The organism is Streptomyces sp. NPDC047072 (assembly GCF_040643855.1).
In the GTDB taxonomy this organism is placed as follows: domain Bacteria; phylum Actinomycetota; class Actinomycetes; order Streptomycetales; family Streptomycetaceae; genus Streptomyces.
Genome location: NZ_JBEYVC010000011.1, coordinates 63031 through 78475, shown reverse-complemented (window position 1 = coordinate 78475; position 15445 = coordinate 63031). Strand labels below are relative to the sequence as shown.

The 15445-nt window shown below is 72.2% G+C and carries 15 protein-coding genes; 9 read left to right on the top strand and 6 right to left on the bottom strand.

The annotated features are described in order from the left end of the window. The first annotated feature begins 42 nt into the window (after nt 1-42). From araB to araD, 3 genes are read left to right on the top strand one after another with little or no spacing between them, the layout of a single operon-like run. The gene (gene araB, locus ABZ896_RS07540) at nt 43-1755 is read left to right on the top strand and encodes a ribulokinase (RefSeq protein ID WP_360923415.1); all 1713 of its coding nucleotides are present in this window, start codon (nt 43-45) and stop codon (nt 1753-1755) included. Between the two features lie 14 nt (nt 1756-1769). Next, nucleotides 1770-3287 carry an L-arabinose isomerase gene (araA, locus tag ABZ896_RS07535; RefSeq protein WP_360923412.1) on the top strand — a complete coding sequence of 506 codons (1518 nt, stop codon included), beginning with the start codon at nt 1770-1772 and terminating at the stop codon, nt 3285-3287. A 12-nt stretch (nt 3288-3299) separates the two neighbouring features. Further along, a complete protein-coding gene (araD, locus tag ABZ896_RS07530) occupies nt 3300-4028 on the top strand; it encodes an L-ribulose-5-phosphate 4-epimerase AraD (protein WP_360923409.1) in 729 nt (242 codons plus the stop codon). Between the two features lie 49 nt (nt 4029-4077). Here the strand turns inward: araD and ABZ896_RS07525 are convergent, their stop codons facing one another. Continuing rightward, nucleotides 4078-5238 (bottom strand): Gfo/Idh/MocA family oxidoreductase, encoded by a 1161-nt coding sequence (locus ABZ896_RS07525; protein WP_360923406.1) that lies wholly within the window; start codon nt 5236-5238, stop codon nt 4078-4080. 110 nt (nt 5239-5348) lie between these two features. On the opposite strand from ABZ896_RS07525, the gene ABZ896_RS07520 reads away from it, so the two are divergent. Continuing rightward, nucleotides 5349-6353, top strand: a complete 1005-nt coding sequence (locus ABZ896_RS07520; protein ID WP_360923404.1) for a LacI family DNA-binding transcriptional regulator — start codon at nt 5349-5351, stop codon at nt 6351-6353. On the opposite strand, the gene ABZ896_RS07515 is transcribed toward ABZ896_RS07520, so the two are convergent. Beyond that, nucleotides 6343-6687 carry a cupin domain-containing protein gene (locus ABZ896_RS07515; RefSeq protein WP_360923401.1) on the bottom strand — a complete coding sequence of 115 codons (345 nt, stop codon included), beginning with the start codon at nt 6685-6687 and terminating at the stop codon, nt 6343-6345. The two genes, ABZ896_RS07520 and ABZ896_RS07515, sit on opposite strands and share 11 nt — an antisense overlap. Nucleotides 6688-6809: 122 nt before the next feature. On the opposite strand from ABZ896_RS07515, the gene ABZ896_RS07510 reads away from it, so the two are divergent. Then, the gene (locus ABZ896_RS07510) at nt 6810-7331 is read left to right on the top strand and encodes a hypothetical protein (protein WP_360923518.1); all 522 of its coding nucleotides are present in this window, start codon (nt 6810-6812) and stop codon (nt 7329-7331) included. 72 nt (nt 7332-7403) lie between these two features. Here ABZ896_RS07510 and ABZ896_RS07505 read toward each other — a convergent pair whose 3' ends face one another. The 3 genes from ABZ896_RS07505 to ABZ896_RS07495 form a co-directional block, all read right to left on the bottom strand. Continuing rightward, on the bottom strand, nt 7404-8882 hold the full coding sequence (locus ABZ896_RS07505) for an MFS transporter (protein WP_360923398.1): 1479 nt from the start codon (nt 8880-8882) through the stop codon (nt 7404-7406). Nucleotides 8883-9032: 150 nt separating this feature from the next. Next, on the bottom strand, nt 9033-10244 hold the full coding sequence (locus ABZ896_RS07500; RefSeq protein WP_360923395.1) for a sensor histidine kinase: 1212 nt from the start codon (nt 10242-10244) through the stop codon (nt 9033-9035). Nucleotides 10245-10367: 123 nt separating this feature from the next. Beyond that, nucleotides 10368-11402, bottom strand: a complete 1035-nt coding sequence (locus ABZ896_RS07495; RefSeq protein ID WP_360923392.1) for a zinc-binding dehydrogenase — start codon at nt 11400-11402, stop codon at nt 10368-10370. Between the two features lie 250 nt (nt 11403-11652). Here ABZ896_RS07495 and ABZ896_RS07490 point away from each other — a divergent pair, with 250 nt between their 5' ends. Both ABZ896_RS07490 and ABZ896_RS07485 read left to right on the top strand, forming a co-directional pair. Further along, nucleotides 11653-12183, top strand: coding sequence for a MarR family transcriptional regulator (locus ABZ896_RS07490; RefSeq protein ID WP_360923389.1), 531 nt, complete (start codon nt 11653-11655; stop codon nt 12181-12183). A gap of 11 nt (nt 12184-12194) precedes the next feature. Then, entirely contained in the window at nt 12195-12899 is a 705-nt protein-coding gene (locus ABZ896_RS07485) for a response regulator transcription factor (protein WP_360923386.1), read from the top strand. Here ABZ896_RS07485 and ABZ896_RS07480 read toward each other — a convergent pair. Then, nucleotides 12872-13711, bottom strand: coding sequence for an EamA family transporter (locus tag ABZ896_RS07480; protein ID WP_360923515.1), 840 nt, complete (start codon nt 13709-13711; stop codon nt 12872-12874). The two genes, ABZ896_RS07485 and ABZ896_RS07480, sit on opposite strands and share 28 nt — an antisense overlap. 155 nt (nt 13712-13866) lie before the next feature. On the opposite strand from ABZ896_RS07480, the gene ABZ896_RS07475 reads away from it, so the two are divergent. Both ABZ896_RS07475 and ABZ896_RS07470 read left to right on the top strand, forming a co-directional pair. After that, entirely contained in the window at nt 13867-14727 is an 861-nt protein-coding gene (locus ABZ896_RS07475) for a LysR family transcriptional regulator (RefSeq protein ID WP_360923383.1), read from the top strand. Between the two features lie 67 nt (nt 14728-14794). Further along, nucleotides 14795-15445, top strand: a complete 651-nt coding sequence (locus ABZ896_RS07470) for a GntR family transcriptional regulator (RefSeq protein WP_360923380.1) — start codon at nt 14795-14797, stop codon at nt 15443-15445.

Sequence of the window (15445 nt, the reverse complement as noted above, 5' to 3'; positions counted from 1 at the left end):
CTTGACGAGTCGGCGTCCACAGAGAGCCGAACATGGATCGAAATGTCGAACGCGAGAGAGGAGCAGCCGGTGAACGCCGAGCACGAGGCAGTCGGGACGCCCGAACCGTGCGTCGTCGGAGTCGACTTCGGGACGCTGTCCGGACGGGCCGTCGTGGTCCGGGTCCGGGACGGCGCAGAGCTGGGGACGGCCGAGCACGGGTACCGGCACGCGGTCCTGGACCGGGAGCTGCCCGACGGCACCCCGCTGCCGCCCGACTGGGCCCTTCAGGTGCCGTCGGACTACATCGACGTCCTGCGGCACGCCGTGCCCGAAGCCCTCACGGCGGCGGGCGTGCGACCGGATCAAGTCATCGGCGTCGGGACGGACTTCACGGCGTGCACGGTGCTGCCGGTGCTCGCGGACGGCACGCCATTGTGTGAGCTGCCGGGCCTCGTGGACCGCCCGCACGCCTACGTCAAGCTGTGGCGCCATCACGCCGCCCAGGCCCAGGCGGACCGGATCAACGCGCTCGCCGCGGAGCGGAAGGAGGCGTGGCTGGAGCGGTACGGCGGCCGGATCTCCTCGGAGTGGGAGTTCGCCAAGGCGCTCCAACTGCTGGAGGAGGACCCGGAGATCTACCGCCGTACCGAGCGGTGGGTGGAGGCGGCGGACTGGATCGTGTGGCGGCTGTGCGGGACGTACGTCCGCAACGCCTGCACCGCCGGGTACAAGGGCCAGCTCCAGGACGGCAGTTACCCGTCCCGGGCGTATCTGGCGGCCCTGAACCCCGACTTCGCCGACTTCGTGACCGGGAAGCTGGAGCACCCCATCGGCCAACTCGGCGACTGCGCGGGTCGGTTGACCGCCGAGGCCGCGGCCTGGACGGGGCTGCCGGAGGGCATCGCGGTGTGCGTCGGCAATGTCGACGCCCATGTCACCGCCCCCGCCGCCGGAGCGGTCGAGCCGGGCCGGATGGTCGCCATCATGGGCACCTCCACCTGCCATGTGATGAGCTCCGACCGCCACGGCGCGGTGCCGGGCATGTGCGGGGTGGTCGACGGCGGCATCCTGCCCGGACTGTGGGGCTACGAGGCGGGCCAGAGCGGGGTCGGTGACATCTTCGGCTGGTTCGTGCGGACGGGATTCCCCGCCGCGTACGCCGAGGAGGCGGCCGCCCTCGGCCGTGACCCGCACGAGCACCTCACCGCCCTCGCGGCCGGGCAGCGGGTCGGCGAGCACGGGCTCGTCGCGCTGGACTGGCACAGCGGCAACCGCTCCGTCCTGGTCGACCACGACCTCAGCGGGGTCGTCGTCGGACAGACCCTGTCCACCCGTCCGGAAGACATCTACCGCGCGCTGCTGGAGGCCACCGCCTTCGGCACCCGCACGATCATCGACGCCTTCGAGGCCGCCGGGGTGCCGGTCGCCGAGCTGATCATCGCGGGCGGCCTGACGAAGAACGCGCTGCTCATGCAGATCTACGCCGACGTCACCCGCCGCCCGCTCGGCGTCATCGGCTCCACCCAGGGCCCCGCCCTGGGAGCCGCGATGCACGCGGCGGTCGCCGCCGGGGCGTACGCCGACATCCGGGCGGCCGCGGACGCCATGGGCCGGGCCGACCGGGGCGTCTACCAGCCGGACCCGGAACGTGCCGCGGCCTACGACCGCCTCTACGCCGAATACCGGCTGCTGCACGACTACTTCGGCCGCGGCGCGAACGACGTCATGCACCGCCTGCGCCGTATCCGCACCGAAGCAACCCCCTCCTCCTGAACAGGAAAGCCCTCATGGAAAGCAACACCACCCCCTACCCGGACAACGAGATCTGGTTTCTCACCGGCAGCCAGGGACTGTACGGCGACGACGTCCTGGAGCAGGTCTCCCACCAGGCACGGCAGATCGCCGAACGGCTCGACGCGGCCGGCCCGATCCCCCTGCGGGTCGTCTGGAAGCCGGTCCTCACCGACGCCGACTCGATCCGGCGGCTCTGCCTGGAGGCCACCGCCTCGGACCGGTGCGTGGGCCTGATCGTGTGGATGCACACCTTCTCCCCGGCGAAGATGTGGATCGCCGGCCTGAGCGCCCTGGACCGGCCGGTGCTGCACCTGCACACGCAGTACAACCTGTCGCTGCCCTGGTCGAGCATCGACATGGACTTCATGAACCTCAACCAGGCCGCCCACGGCGACCGGGAGTTCGCGCACATCGAGGCCCGCCTCGGCATCGACCGCAAGATCGTCGCCGGGCACGCCACCGACCCGCGCGTGATCGGGCGGATCGCCGCCTGGTCCCGGGCCGCCGCAGGCCGCCACGCCGCCCGCTCGCTGCGCCTTGCGCGGTTCGGCGACAACATGCGCGACGTGGCCGTGACCGAGGGCGACAAGGTCGAGGCGCAGATGCGGTTCGGGTTCTCCGTGAACACCTACGGCGTCAACGACCTGGTCGCCGTGGTGGACGCCGTCGAGGACAAGGCGGCGGCCGAACTCGCGGAAGAGTACTGCGCGTCGTACGACATCGTCCCGGCCCTGCGCCCCGGCGGCATCCGCCACGACTCCCTCGTCCACGCCGCCCGCCAGGAACTGGGCCTGCGCACCTTCCTCACCGACGGCGGCTTCACCGCCTTCACCACCAACTTCGAGGACCTCGGCGGACTGCGCCAGCTCCCGGGGCTCGCCGTGCAGCGCCTGATGGCCGACGGCTACGGCTTCGGCGGCGAGGGCGACTGGAAGACCTCCGCGCTGCTGCGCACGATGAAGGTCATGGGCCAGGGCCTGCCCGGCGGCACCACCTTCATGGAGGACTACACCTACCACCTGGGCCCGGGCACCCCGCGCATCCTCGGCGCCCACATGCTGGAGGTCTGCCCCTCCGTGGCCGCCCGCCGCCCCAGCTGCGAGATCCACCCCCTGGCCATCGGCGACCGCGAGGACCCCGTCCGCCTCGTCTTCGACGCCGCTCCTGGCCCCGCCCTGGTCGTGGGCCTGGCCGACCTCGGCGACCGCTTCCGCCTGACCGCCAACGCCGTCGACGTCGTCGCGCCGAGCCAGCCACTGCCCCAACTCCCGGTCGCCCGGGCCGTATGGCAGCCGCGTCCGTCGCTGGCGGAGTCGGCCGAGGGCTGGCTGCTGGCCGGCGCCCCGCACCACACCGTGCTCAGCTCGGCCGTCGACGCGGAGACCCTGAGCGACTTCGCCGCCATGACCGGCACCGAACTCCTGGTCATCGACGAGAGCACCAGCGCGGCCCAGCTCGCCAAGGAGATCCGCTGGAACGCCGCCTACCACCGCCTCGCCCAGGCCCTCTGAGGGGAACGACCGATGAACCTGCACGTGCGCGACGGTCTGCGGCAAGAGGTACTGGACGCCAACCTCACCATCCCCCAGGTCGGCCTCGCCACCCTGACCTGGGGCAACGTCAGCGGAGTCGACCGCGAGGCCGGAGTCTTCGTCATCAAGCCCTCCGGCGTGCCCTACTCCGATCTCACCCTCGACGACCTGGTCACCGTCCGGCTCTCCGACGGCGCGGTCCTCGACGGACACCTGCGCCCCTCCACCGACACCGAGACCCACCGCTGCCTCTACCTGGCGTTCCCGTCGATCGGGGGCGTGACCCACACCCACTCCACCCACGCGGTCGCCTTCGCACAGGCCCGCCGCGACATCCCCGTCCTCGGCACCACCCACGCCGACACCTTCAACGGCCCCGTCCCCTGCACCCCCGACCTGACCCCCGAACAGTGCGCGAAGGACTACGAGTACAACACCGGCCGCGTCATCGTGGACCTCCTCGACGCGGACGACCAACGGGCGGTCGAGGTCCCCGGCGCCCTCGTCGCCAACCACGGCCCCTTCACCTGGGGCGCCACCGCCCGCGCGTCCCTGGAACACGCCATCATCTGCGAGGCCGTCGCCGACATCGCCCTGCACACCATGGCCCTGGCCTCGACACCCCCACCGCCCCGCCACCTCCTGGACCGCCACTACACCCGCAAGCACGGCCCCGACGCGTACTACGGCAACCCGGACATGACCCAACCTGCCGGATGACGAACCCTCGGCTGCGGGCCACGACGCGCCCGCAGCTGCACCCGGACCGTCACTCCGGTGCCTGGACGGAGACCCACGCCCCGCTCTCCGCCGAGCGCGACATCGCGTCCAGCAGGGTCGCGCTGTGCACGGCGTCGGTGAGCGTGGCGCCGTACGGGACGCCCTCGGCGATCGAGCGCAGGAACCGCTGCGCCTCCACGACCTTCAGGTCGTCGTAGCCCATGGCGTTGGCCGCACCCGGCTGGAAGGCGCCGAACTCGCCGTCGCCCGGCCCGACGTAGACCGTGCTGACCGGCTGGTCCTGGTAGCTGGTGCCGCGGCTCACGCGCAGCTCGCCCATGCGGCGGAAGTCCCAGAACACCGCGCCCTTGGTGCCGTGCACCTCGAAGCCGTAGTTGTTCTGCTCGCCGACCGAGACCCGGCAGGCCTCCAGGACCCCGCGGGCACCGGAGGCGAAGCGCAGCAGGCAGTTGACGTAGTCCTCGTTCTCGACCGGGCCGAGGTCGCCGGTGGCGAGGGTGTGGCCGGCGGTGGCGCCGGTCGGGCGGGCGCGCTCCGGGACGAAGACCGCGGTGTCGGCGGTCAGCGCGGTGATGTCGCCGAGCAGGAAGCGGGCCAGGTCCACACCGTGCGAGGCGAGGTCGCCGAGGACCCCGCTGCCGCCGCGCTCGCGCTCGTACCGCCAGGTCAGAGCGCCCTGAGGATGGGCCGCGTAGTCGCTGAAGAGGCGGATGCGGACGTGCGTGACCGCGCCGATCTCGCCGGAGGCGATCAGCTCGCGGGCGGCCTCGACGGCGGGCGCGTTGCGGTAGTTGAAGCCGACCGCGCTCTGTACGCCGGCCTTCGCCGCCGCGTCGGCCACCGCGCGGGCGTCCTCGGCGGTCAGGCCGACCGGCTTCTCGATCCAGATGTGCTTGCCGGCCTCCGCCATCGCGACACCGATCTCGCGGTGCAGGAAGTTCGGGGCGGTGATGCTGACCGCCTGGATCCGCGGGTCGGCGGCCACCTCGCGCCAGTCCCGGGTCGTCGCGGCGAACCCGTACTGCGCGGCGGCCTCCTCGGCCCGGCCCGGCACCTCCTCGGCGACGGTCACCAGCTCCGGACGCAGGGCCAGCCGCGGGTAGTGGTGCGGGATGCGGGCGTACGCCTGGGTGTGCACCCGGCCCATCCAGCCGAATCCGACGACGGCGACACCGAGCGTATCGACCATGGGAGCCCCTCTTTGGACCGTTCCAGAACCTGTCCAGGTCACCTTGTGCGCCGTATTCACCCGCTGTCAAGCCTTTGACAAGCCGTACAGGCTCATGGAACGGTCCATCCATGAGAGCGCCGACGATCCGTGACGTGGCCGACCGGGCCGGTGTCTCGAAGTCGCTGGTCTCCCTCGTCCTGCGCGGTTCCGACCAGGTGCGCCCGGAGAAGCGGGAGGCCGTCCTGCGGGCGGTGCGCGAGCTCGGCTACCGCCCGAACGCCGCCGCGCGCAGCCTCAGCGAACAGCGCACCCGCACGGTCGGTGTCCTGTTGAACGACCTGCGCAACCCCTGGTTCGTCGACCTGCTCGACGGCCTGAACTCCCTGCTCCACGACAACGGCCTGCGGATGCTCCTGGCCGACGCCCGCCTCAACCGCCGTACCGGACAGGACCCCGCCGGGCCCTTCCTGGACCTCGGGGTCGACGGCCTGATCGTCGTCGGCACGCTGCCCGACCCCGACGCGCTCGGCGCGGTCGCCGAGCGGCTCCCGGTCGTGGTGGCGGGTGCGCGCGAGCCGGTGCTGCCGGGGGTGGACGTCGTCGCCAACGACGACGAGCACGGCGCCCGGCTGGTCACCGAGCACCTGATCGGACTGGGGCACCGCCGGATCGCCCACATCGCGGGTTTCGGGGCCGTCGGCGAGCTGCGCAGACGCAGTTTCGAGGCGACGATGCGGGCGCACGGGCTCGCCGCCGATTCCGTCGTCGAGCCCAGCGACATGACCGAGGAGAGCGGCTACCGCACGACGGTCCGGCTGCTGAGCCGCGCGGACCGGCCCACGGCCGTCTTCGCCGTCAACGACATCACCGCGATCGGCACGGTGTCGGCCGCCGAGGAGCTGGGCCTCGCCGTCCCGCGCGACCTCTCCGTCGTCGGCTACGACAACACGAGCATCGCGCGGCTACGGCACGTCTGGCTGACCACGGTCGACAACGCCAGCCACGAGGTCGGCCGCCGCGCGGCCCGCTGCCTGCTCGACCGCTTCGAGGGACGCGGGGGAGAGAGCCGTACCCAACTGGCGGCCCCCGCACTGGAGATCAGGGGCACCACGGCGGCGCCGCTCACAGACTGATCGCGTACGCCTTGCGCAGGGTCTCGTGCACGGTCCATGTCGTACGGTCGCCCTCGCGCAGGACGGCCAGGTCGCCGGGGCCCACCCGGAGCGTCGGGCCGTTCTCGACCTCGATGGTCGCCGAGCCGCTGACGACGACGAACAGCTCGTCCGCCTCCGTGTCGGTGACCACGCCGGGCGTGATCTGCCAGACGCCCCGCACCTGCCGGCCGTCCGCGGACTCCCAGACGACCTTCCCGGTGACCTCGGGGTTCCCGGAGACGATCTGCTCCGGCGCGAGCGGCTCGGGTTCGAGCTCGGCGTCGGGGATGTGCAGTACGAAGCTGTGGTCCATGGGGCGACCCTAGCGGGGCCGGTCCCGGCCGGGTGCCGACACAGTGTGGGGTATCGGCGCAGGTGAGCGGACATGTCGTCGCGGACTGGCGGACCGCCGGGGCCCGGGTGATCGTGGAGGGCATGGCAGACACGCAGGGCACGGGGGAGACCGGGCCCGACGGCGCCCGGCACGACACCCGGGAGGCCGTGCTCTTCGGCGGGGTCTACGGCGCGGTCCTCGCGTGCTCGATGGTCGCCGCGCTCACCCAGTACGGGCACACCTCCCGGGACAGCCGCCGCTACGACGCCGCGTGGCTGCTGGTCACCGCACTCGCCTCCGCCCTCGCGCACGGATACGCCCACTACATCGCCGAGCGCACCCCGCACCGCCGCGGCGACGCCCTGCGCACGCTCGCCGACGAGTGGCCCCTGGTCGCGGCCGTCCTGCCGACCGCCTTCGTCCTCGCCGGTGCCGGGTGGGGCTGGTGGCCGGCCGACGGCGTCGAATACCCGGCCTTCGCCCTCAACATCGCCCTCCTGTTCGCCCTCGGCCTGGTGACGGCCCGCTGGTCCCACCGCCCGTGGACGGTGGCGATCACCATCGGGGCGGTCGACGCGATGCTGGGCGTGGTGGTCGTGGTGGCGAACGCGGTGATCAAGTAGAGCGCGCACGTCGATACGCCGAGCGGCCGCCGCCCACCAGGGGCAGCGGCCGCTCGCTTCGGTGGCCCGGCGTCACGCCTTCGCGGCGACCTCCGCCGGCTCCGTCGGACCGTCCACCGGCGCGGGCTGCGCGGACTGACGGCGGTTCGGGATGAAGGTCGCGACGACGAAGGCGAGGAGTGCCGCGCCCGCCCCGATGGCCATGACGACCTTGAAGCCGTTCTCGGAGGGCAGCGCGGTGCCGCCGAAGTCCGTGGTCATCTGGGCGAGGATCACACCGGCGAGGGCGCTGGCGAAGGACGTGCCCAGGGACCGCATCAGGGTGTTGAGGCTGTTGGCCGCACCGGTCTGGGACGGGTCGACCGCGCCCATGATCAGCGCGGGCAGCGCCCCGTAGGTGAAGCCGACACCGGCGCCGATGATGCAGGAGACCAGGATGAGGTGCCAGACCTCGGACATCAGGACGATGTTGAGGCCGTAGCCGCCGGCCACGATCAGCGCGCCGATCATCAGGGTGACCTTGGGGCCCTTGGCCTTGGTGACGGCCGCGGAGACGGCGGACATGGCCATCATCACCAGGCCCTGCGGGGCCAGCACCAGACCGACGGTCATCATCGACTTGCCGAGGCCGTAGCCGGTCTGCGTCGGCAGCTGGAGCAGCTGCGGCAGGACCAGGGACATCGCGAACATCGAGAAGCCGAGCGCGACCGAGGCCAGGTTGGTGAACAGCACCTGCGGCTTCGCGGTGGTGCGCAGGTCGACCAGCGGCTGCGAGCTGCGCAGCTCCCACCAGCCCCAGGCCAGGAAGATCGCGATCGCGGCGGCACCCAGGCCCAGCGTGGAGCCACTGGTCCAGCCCCAGTCACCGCCCTTGGAGACGGCCAGCAGCAGCGAGACCAGACCGGCCGACAGCCCCAGCGAGCCGACCAGGTCGAACCGGCCGCCGGAGCGCACCTTCGACTCGGGGATGATCAGCAGGACCAGGGCGAAGGAGAGCGCGCCGAGCGCGGCGGAGACCCAGAAGAGGATGTGCCAGTTCCAGTTGTCGGCGATGAACGCGGCGGCGGGCAGGCCCAGCGCACCACCGACACCGAGGGAGGCGCTCATCAGCGCGGTGGACCCGGCCAGCCGGTCGGCGGGCAGCGCGTCCCGCATGATGCTGATGCCGAGCGGTACTACCGCGGCGGCCAGCCCCTGCAGGGCACGACCGATGATCATCGGGACGAGCGAGTCGGCGAGGCCGCAGACCACCGAGCCGGCCACCAGCAGCACGATGCTGAGCAGCAGCATCCGGCGCTTGCCGAACATGTCCCCGAGCCGGCCGACCACCGGCGTGGCCACGGACGCGGCGAGCAGGGTGGCGGTGACCGCCCAGGCGGTGTCCGAGGCCGGGGCGTCCAGGAGCTTCGGCAGCTCAGGAACGATCGGGATGACCAGGGTCTGCATCAGCGAGACGACGATTCCGGCCAGAGCCAGCACCGCCACCACGGCGTTCGGCTTCGGCGGGGACGAGGTCCCCGCGTCGGCGGGTCGGGCAAGGGCGTCGGACATGGCTGGGGCCTCCGTCGAGAAAGGAAGGGGTCGAGAAAGGAAGGGGGTCGGGCAAGGGCGTCGAAAGCAGGGGATTGCTTGACTCACTCAAGTGAATCGCAATTGATTGACTTAAGCAAGTTGAATCGGTTGTGGTCTGGACGACACGGATCAGGCGGCGGCACGCTCCGCGTGCAGCGGCAGCTCCACGACGACCTCGAAGCCGCCCTGGGCGCGATGCCCGGTCCGCAGTCGCCCGCCCGCGGAACGGGCCCGCTCGCGCATCCCGACGATGCCGTAACCGCCGTTCACGGAAAGGGGGTTGGCGGGTCGCGGGGTGCCGTCGTTGCTGACGGTCACCGTGACGGTCGGGCTGGTGGGGGAGTAGGTGAGCCGCACCTCGGCCGCCCGGGTGGCCGCGTGCTTGGTGACGTTGGTGAGGGCCTCCTGCACGATCCGGTACGCCGTGAGGTCGGCGCCGGCGGGCAGCGGCCGGGGCTCGCCCACGGTCAGGAGGGTGACCGTGAGTCCGGCGTGCCGGAAGGAGGCGGCCAGCTCGGGCAGCCGGGCCAGCCCCGGGGTGGGCTCCGGCGGCCGGTCCGCGTCGGCGGGACGGTCGGCGTCGTGCCGCAACAGGCCCACGGTGGACTTGAGTTCACGCAGTGCGGAGGAGGTCGTACCGGACAGCTCGGCGGCGATCGTCCCGGCCTCGTCCGGCCGGGCGGGCAGCAGCCGGGTGACCGCGCCGGCCTGGATGTTCGCGAGGACCAGGTGATGGGCGACGACGTCGTGCAGGTCCCGCGCGATGCGCATCCGCTCGGCGGTGACCCGGTGCCGCGCCTCCTGCTCCCGGGTGCGCTCCGCGTGCTCGGCGCGTTCCCGGACGGCCTCCAGGTAGGCCGCGCGGAGCCGGTTGAGGGTGCCGAGCGCGGTCGGCAGCAACAGCCACGCGGCGGGCCCGAGCAGCTTGAGGACCAGGGGCTCGTCGTCGGGGCCGACCAGGAGGGACGCCGTGACCAGCAGCGCGATCGCCGAGAAGGCGAAGGTGTTGGCGGTCCTGCGGTCGGTGCGCACGGCCAGCGAGTACAGGGCGACCATGAGCGGCCCGAGCAGCAGGACGGTGAGGATGTACCCGAGCGCGGATACGGCGGTCGCGCACAGGGCGGTGGCGGCGGCCGTCATCCGCGGACGGCCACGCCGCCAGAGAAGCGCCGCGCAGGCCACACCGGTGAGTAGCACTCCGGGCCACCAGGGGACCACCGCCTCGCCGCCCGGCAACGTGACGAGACTGCCGGGCAACGCACAGGCGAAGAGCGCGAGAGCGAGCGCCGAGTCGATGAGTCGGGGCCGCCGATGGGGAAGGTCGTACAGATTGTCGATCATGGGGTGGGGGTCCCTGTCCAATTACCGATGACCGCGTTTCCCTAGGGGCGCGGGGCTGTGTCGATGTGCGGCTCCGCCGCGCGGGCGCGACCAGCCCCGACGCGCGACTCTTCAGCCCGACCGTCAGTCAAACGTCACGACGACCTTCTCCGCAGCCCCCGGCGTGAGCGCCAGCTCGAACGCCCGCCCGACCTCGGAGAACGGCACCCGATGACTGATGAGTTTCGCGAACCGCTCCTTGTGCTCCACCAACTCCGGCGTGACCTCGAAGATCTCCGTCGGATACCCCTGCGAAGCGATCAGCGTCAGCTCACTGCGCAGCATGCCGCCGAGATCGATGTCCGCCCCCTTCTTCTGCACGGCGACCATCACCAGCTTCGCGTGCCACTTCGCGGAGTCCACCACCGTCTGGAAGACCGCGGGAGCGCCCGCCGCGTCGATGTAGATGTCGGTCCCGACCCGCGGCTGGCCCAGCGCGTTCGCCCCCGGGCCGTGCAGCTCGGCCAGCCGCTCCGTGACGTTCTCCTGCGCGGAGTCGATCACCGCGTCCGCGCCCACCGCGAGGGCCGTCTCCAGCCGCTCGGGGATGATGTCCACGACGACGACGTTCTCGACTCCGCGCAGCTTCAGCCAGATCGCCGCGCCCAGCCCGATGGGCCCGGCGCCGAAGACGACCACCTTGTCGGAGGGCTTCGCCCCGGACCGGTTCACGCAGTGCCGCGCGACCGCCATCGGCTCGTTGAGCGAGGCCACGTCGAAGGGCACGTCGTCCGGGAAGACCGCGACACTCGTGCCGACCTCGGCGTTCTCGATGAGCAGGTACTCGTCCATGCCGCCGAGCGCGCCCCCGCAGCCGATGATGCCGGTGGGCGCCGCCTGCGGGTTGACGACCACGCGGTCGCCCACCTGGAGCCCGGAGACCTCGGCGCCCACCTCGACGACCTCGCCGGCGGGCTCGTGGCCGAGCGGGATGGGCTGCAGCGGGCCGGTCGGCCCCTGCGGCATGCCGCCACCGATGTGCAGGAAGAACGTGTCGGTGCCGCAGATGCCACAGGCGCGGATCTTCACCAGGGCGTCCTTGGGGCCGGGCGCGGGGCGCTCGACCTCCACCACGTCGACCTTGTCCTTCGCGGTGAGGACGGACTTCATCGTGGCCATGGGGTGCTCACTTTCTTGAGGAGGGGTGTCTCCGGGCCCGGCTTCGGACTGGGGGGAGTCGGCCCGGGTGCCGGGCCCGGAGACCGCGCCGTTCCCCGTCCCCACGGGTTGGGCGCGGGGGTCCTCGTCCGCTCGACGAGGACCCCGCTCTGGGGGTCTTGCTTGACTTAGGCAAGCACATGCGAGTTACTTAAGTCAAGCAAGCATCTCGCATTACTTAAGTTAGGCAACTACCTCTGAGGTGGCGCCCATGCCCGCACAGAATCCCGCGCCGGCAGCACCCGTGTCGGGGAACGTGGTCGAGATCGAGAAGGGTCTCAACCGAATGACCTATCTGGCCGCGCGCGCCCGCCAGCACGAACGGCTGATGAACGTGGCCGGGCTGGACCTGGACCGGGCCGCCGTCGCCATCCTGCGGCACATCGCCGAGAGCGAACCGCTGCGCCCGGGGGTCCTCGCGGTCCGGCTGTCCGTGGAGGCGTCCCATGTGACGCGCCAGCTGCGACAGTTGGAGAGGGGAGGGTACGTCGTCCGGATCGCGGACCCCGACGACCGCCGGGCCCAGCGCGTGCAGCTCACGCAGATCGGCGTCGCGGCGGTGGAGCGGATACGGGAGGTGAGCCGCCGGGGTGTGGAACTGGCCCTGGCGGACTGGTCGTCCGGCGAACTGGAGCTGCTCGCCCGGTACTTCCGGCGGCTGGTCCACGACTTCGTCGCCCACGCCGAGGATCCGATCACCGTTCCGGCGCCCACCGACCGAGCCGGCGCGAGCCTCACGTGAACGGTCTTGCCATGCACCAGCACGTCGTGGAGAAGCCCCTGTCGCCGCCCCGGGGTGACGGGCAGCGGGTCCTGGTCGTCGTCGGCGACCCGCGGGAGGCGGAACTGCTCGCCACCACGCTGGAGTTGGCCGGATACCGGGTCGGCACCGCCCGCACCGGCGCCGACGGCCTGGCCCGTCTCGCGCGGGACCGCTTCGACCTGGTCGTGTGGGACGCCTGTCTGCCACCCGGGGGTCGCAGGCCCGCGGTGCCGGACCGGCCCCCGGTGCTCTTCCTGGCCACCTGCGACGCCCTCCCGGGGCTGACCCCCGAACTCGGCCCGGGCACCGGGGACTACGTCACCAAGCCGCTGCGGATCGCCGAGGTCCTGGCCCGTGCCCAGTTCCTGCTGCGCGGCCGCGGGGCGGGGCGGCCCGCGACCCTGCCGGGCTACGCCGACCTGGTCCTGGACGACGCGACCTGCCGGGCCCGGCGCGGCGCCCGACCGCTCGACCTGACGCCCGCCGAGTACCGGCTGCTGCGCCATCTGCTGACCCACGCGGAGCAGGTGCTCTCCAAGGAGCAGATCTCGCGGCATCTGTGGGGCGAGTACCGCGGTGACCAGGCGATCGAGAAGCTCGTCTCCCGGCTGCGCCGCAAGGTCGACGAGGACGCTCCGGCGCTGATCCACACCCGCCGCGGCTTCGGCTACCGGCTCGGCCGCGCAGAGGGCTGAGCCTCGGTCTGGTGGCGGGAGGTCGCGATGGACAGCCCGTTCGCCGTCACCACGGCGGCCATGCCCGCCCACTCCGTCCAGTCCAGCCGCTGCCCGAGGACGACCAGGCCGACGAGCGCGGCAAGGACCGGGTTGACGCTCATGAACAGCCCGAAGGCCGGAGCCGGGACCCGGCGCAGGGTGAACAGGTCGGCGAGATAGGGCACCGCGGAGGAGAGCACGCCCGCCGCGACGGCGCACCCGGCGGCCGCGAGGGTCGGCGGATGCCGTACGGCGACCAGGATCCCGACCGGCAGGAACAGCAGGGCGGAGACCCCGGCCGCGGCGGCCGACCCCTGCGCGCCGGGCAGCCGTCGGCCCACCGTGCGGTTGAGCAGGATGTACGACGCCCAGCAGACCGCGGCCAGCAGACCGAGCCCCATCCCCGGGTAGTCCGTGGAGGGCCGCGGCCGCATCAGGACGAGGACCCCGGCCGCGGCGAGCAGCGCACAGCAGGCGTCCGTCCGGCGCCGGGTCGCGGCCAGGGCGATGGCGAGCGGGCCGAGGAACTCCAGCGTCACCGCGAGGCCGAGCCCCACGCGGTCGACGGCGGTGTACAGGGAGAGGTTCATCGTCCCGAACACCACGGCGAGCAGCAGCACCGGCCACCACTGCGACCAGGTGAAGGACCGCAGCCGGGGCCTGCCCACGGCCCACAGGACGACCGCGGCGACGTACTGCCGTACCGCCACCACCCCGACCGGACCCAGGACCGGAAAGGCCAGCGAGCCGACCGCGGCTCCGGTCTGGTTGCACAGACCGCTGCCGACCATGGTCGCGACCCCGGCCAGACGGCCCCGGGACACCTGCGGGGCGGGCGCGGGGACGGCGGGAGCGGGGCGTACGGAGGCGGTCGGCATGGTGCGATGGTGCGGCGCGTTCGCGGATACGCAAAATGCATCATCGTAATTATCTATACGATGGAGTCATGGATGGCTCGGTGGACCTCAGGCAGCTGCGATGCCTCGTCGCGATCGTCGACGAGGGCACCTTCACCGACGCCGCCGCGGCCCTCGGCGTCTCCCAGGCCGCGGTGTCGCGGACCCTGGCCTCGCTCGAACGGGCTTTGGGCGTACGGCTGCTCAGGCGCACCTCGCGCGAGGTGACCCCGACCGGCACCGGGCTGCGGGTGGTGGCGCACGCGCGGCGGGTGCTCGCCGAGGTGGACGACCTGGTCCGGGAGGCGGTCTCGGGCCACACACAGGTGCGCGTCGGGTACGCCTGGGCCGCGCTCGGCCGGCACACGCTCGCCTTCCAGCGCCGGTGGAGCACCGCGCACCCGGGGACCGACCTCCACCTGGTCCGCGTCAACTCGGCCTCGGCGGGCCTGGGGGAGGGGAGCTGCGATCTCGCGGTCGTACGGCGGCCCCTGGAGGACCGGCGGTTCGAGTCGGCGATCGTCGGGCTGGAGCGGCGGCTGTGCGCGATGGCCGCCGACGACCCGCTGGCCCGGCGCCGCTCGGTCCGGCTGGCCGACCTCGCCGGCCGCACCCTGCTGGTGGACCGCCGTACCGGCACCACGACCCCGCAGCTGTGGCCGCCGGAGCAGCGCCCCGCCGTGGAGGAGACGCACGACGTCGACGACTGGCTCACCGTCATCTCGACGGGCCGGTGCGTGGGGATCACCGCCGAGTCGACCGCCAACCAGTACCCGCGGCCCGGGGTCGTCTACCGGCCGGTGCGGGACGCCGAGCCGATCGCCGTACGGCTGGTGTGGTGGCGGGACGATCCGCACCCGGCCGCACAGGCGGTGCTGGAACTGCTCACCGCCCTCTACCGAGAGGGATGACAAAATTGTTGACAATCCTGTTTGGCTAGATTTAGGTTCGACAGGCACTCACTCAGGGAGGGCAGCGATGCCGAAAGAAGCCCGTCCGAGCACCGGGGAGCAGGCCAAGCAGCATGCGCTCGCGCAGCTGCGGCAGGCGATCCTGCACGGCGAGATGGCACCAGCACAGCGGCTGGTGGAGAACGAACTCGCCGAGCAGTTCGGTGTGACACGGGCCAGCATCCGTGCCGCGCTCATCGATCTGGAGGCCCAGGGCCTCGTCGAGCGGATCCGCAACCGGGGTTCCCGGGTGCGGGTGGTGACCGTCGAGGAGGCGGTCGCCATCACCGAGTGCCGCATGGTCCTGGAGGGACTGTGCGCGGCGAAGGCCGCCGTCGCCGCCAGCGACGAGCAGCTCGCCGAGCTGACGGAGCTGGGCACGGCGATGACCAAGGCCGTGGCCGACGGCGAGCCGCTGACCTACTCCGAACTCAACCAGACCCTGCACGCCAAGGTCCGCGAGTTCTCCGGCCAGCAGACCGCCGTGGACCTGCTGGAGCGGCTCAACGCCCAACTGGTGCGTCACCGCTTCCAGTTGGCGCTCCGGCCGGGGCGTCCGCAGCACTCCCTGAACCAGCATCTGGCGATGATCGAGACGATCAGGTCCAGGGACCCGCAGGCGGCCGAACAGGCCGTCCGCGCCCATCTCACCAGCGTGATCGAGGCGTTGCGCGACTGA

Coding starts and splice junctions, on each gene's coding strand:
- ABZ896_RS07475 (WP_360923383.1), top strand. CDS start 13,867: ATGGATGGCTCGGTGGACCTCAGGCAGCTGCGATGCCTCGTCGCGATC.
- ABZ896_RS07485 (WP_360923386.1), top strand. CDS start 12,195: ATGCACCAGCACGTCGTGGAGAAGCCCCTGTCGCCGCCCCGGGGTGAC.
- ABZ896_RS07470 (WP_360923380.1), top strand. CDS start 14,795: ATGCCGAAAGAAGCCCGTCCGAGCACCGGGGAGCAGGCCAAGCAGCAT.
- ABZ896_RS07480 (WP_360923515.1), bottom strand. CDS start 13,711: ATGGTCGGCAGCGGTCTGTGCAACCAGACCGGAGCCGCGGTCGGCTCG.
- araD (WP_360923409.1), top strand. CDS start 3,300: ATGAACCTGCACGTGCGCGACGGTCTGCGGCAAGAGGTACTGGACGCC.
- araB (WP_360923415.1), top strand. CDS start 43: ATGTCGAACGCGAGAGAGGAGCAGCCGGTGAACGCCGAGCACGAGGCA.
- ABZ896_RS07495 (WP_360923392.1), bottom strand. CDS start 11,402: ATGGCCACGATGAAGTCCGTCCTCACCGCGAAGGACAAGGTCGACGTG.
- ABZ896_RS07510 (WP_360923518.1), top strand. CDS start 6,810: ATGGCAGACACGCAGGGCACGGGGGAGACCGGGCCCGACGGCGCCCGG.
- ABZ896_RS07515 (WP_360923401.1), bottom strand. CDS start 6,687: ATGGACCACAGCTTCGTACTGCACATCCCCGACGCCGAGCTCGAACCC.
- ABZ896_RS07520 (WP_360923404.1), top strand. CDS start 5,349: ATGAGAGCGCCGACGATCCGTGACGTGGCCGACCGGGCCGGTGTCTCG.
- ABZ896_RS07505 (WP_360923398.1), bottom strand. CDS start 8,882: ATGTCCGACGCCCTTGCCCGACCCGCCGACGCGGGGACCTCGTCCCCG.
- ABZ896_RS07525 (WP_360923406.1), bottom strand. CDS start 5,238: ATGGTCGATACGCTCGGTGTCGCCGTCGTCGGATTCGGCTGGATGGGC.
- araA (WP_360923412.1), top strand. CDS start 1,770: ATGGAAAGCAACACCACCCCCTACCCGGACAACGAGATCTGGTTTCTC.
- ABZ896_RS07500 (WP_360923395.1), bottom strand. CDS start 10,244: ATGATCGACAATCTGTACGACCTTCCCCATCGGCGGCCCCGACTCATC.
- ABZ896_RS07490 (WP_360923389.1), top strand. CDS start 11,653: ATGCCCGCACAGAATCCCGCGCCGGCAGCACCCGTGTCGGGGAACGTG.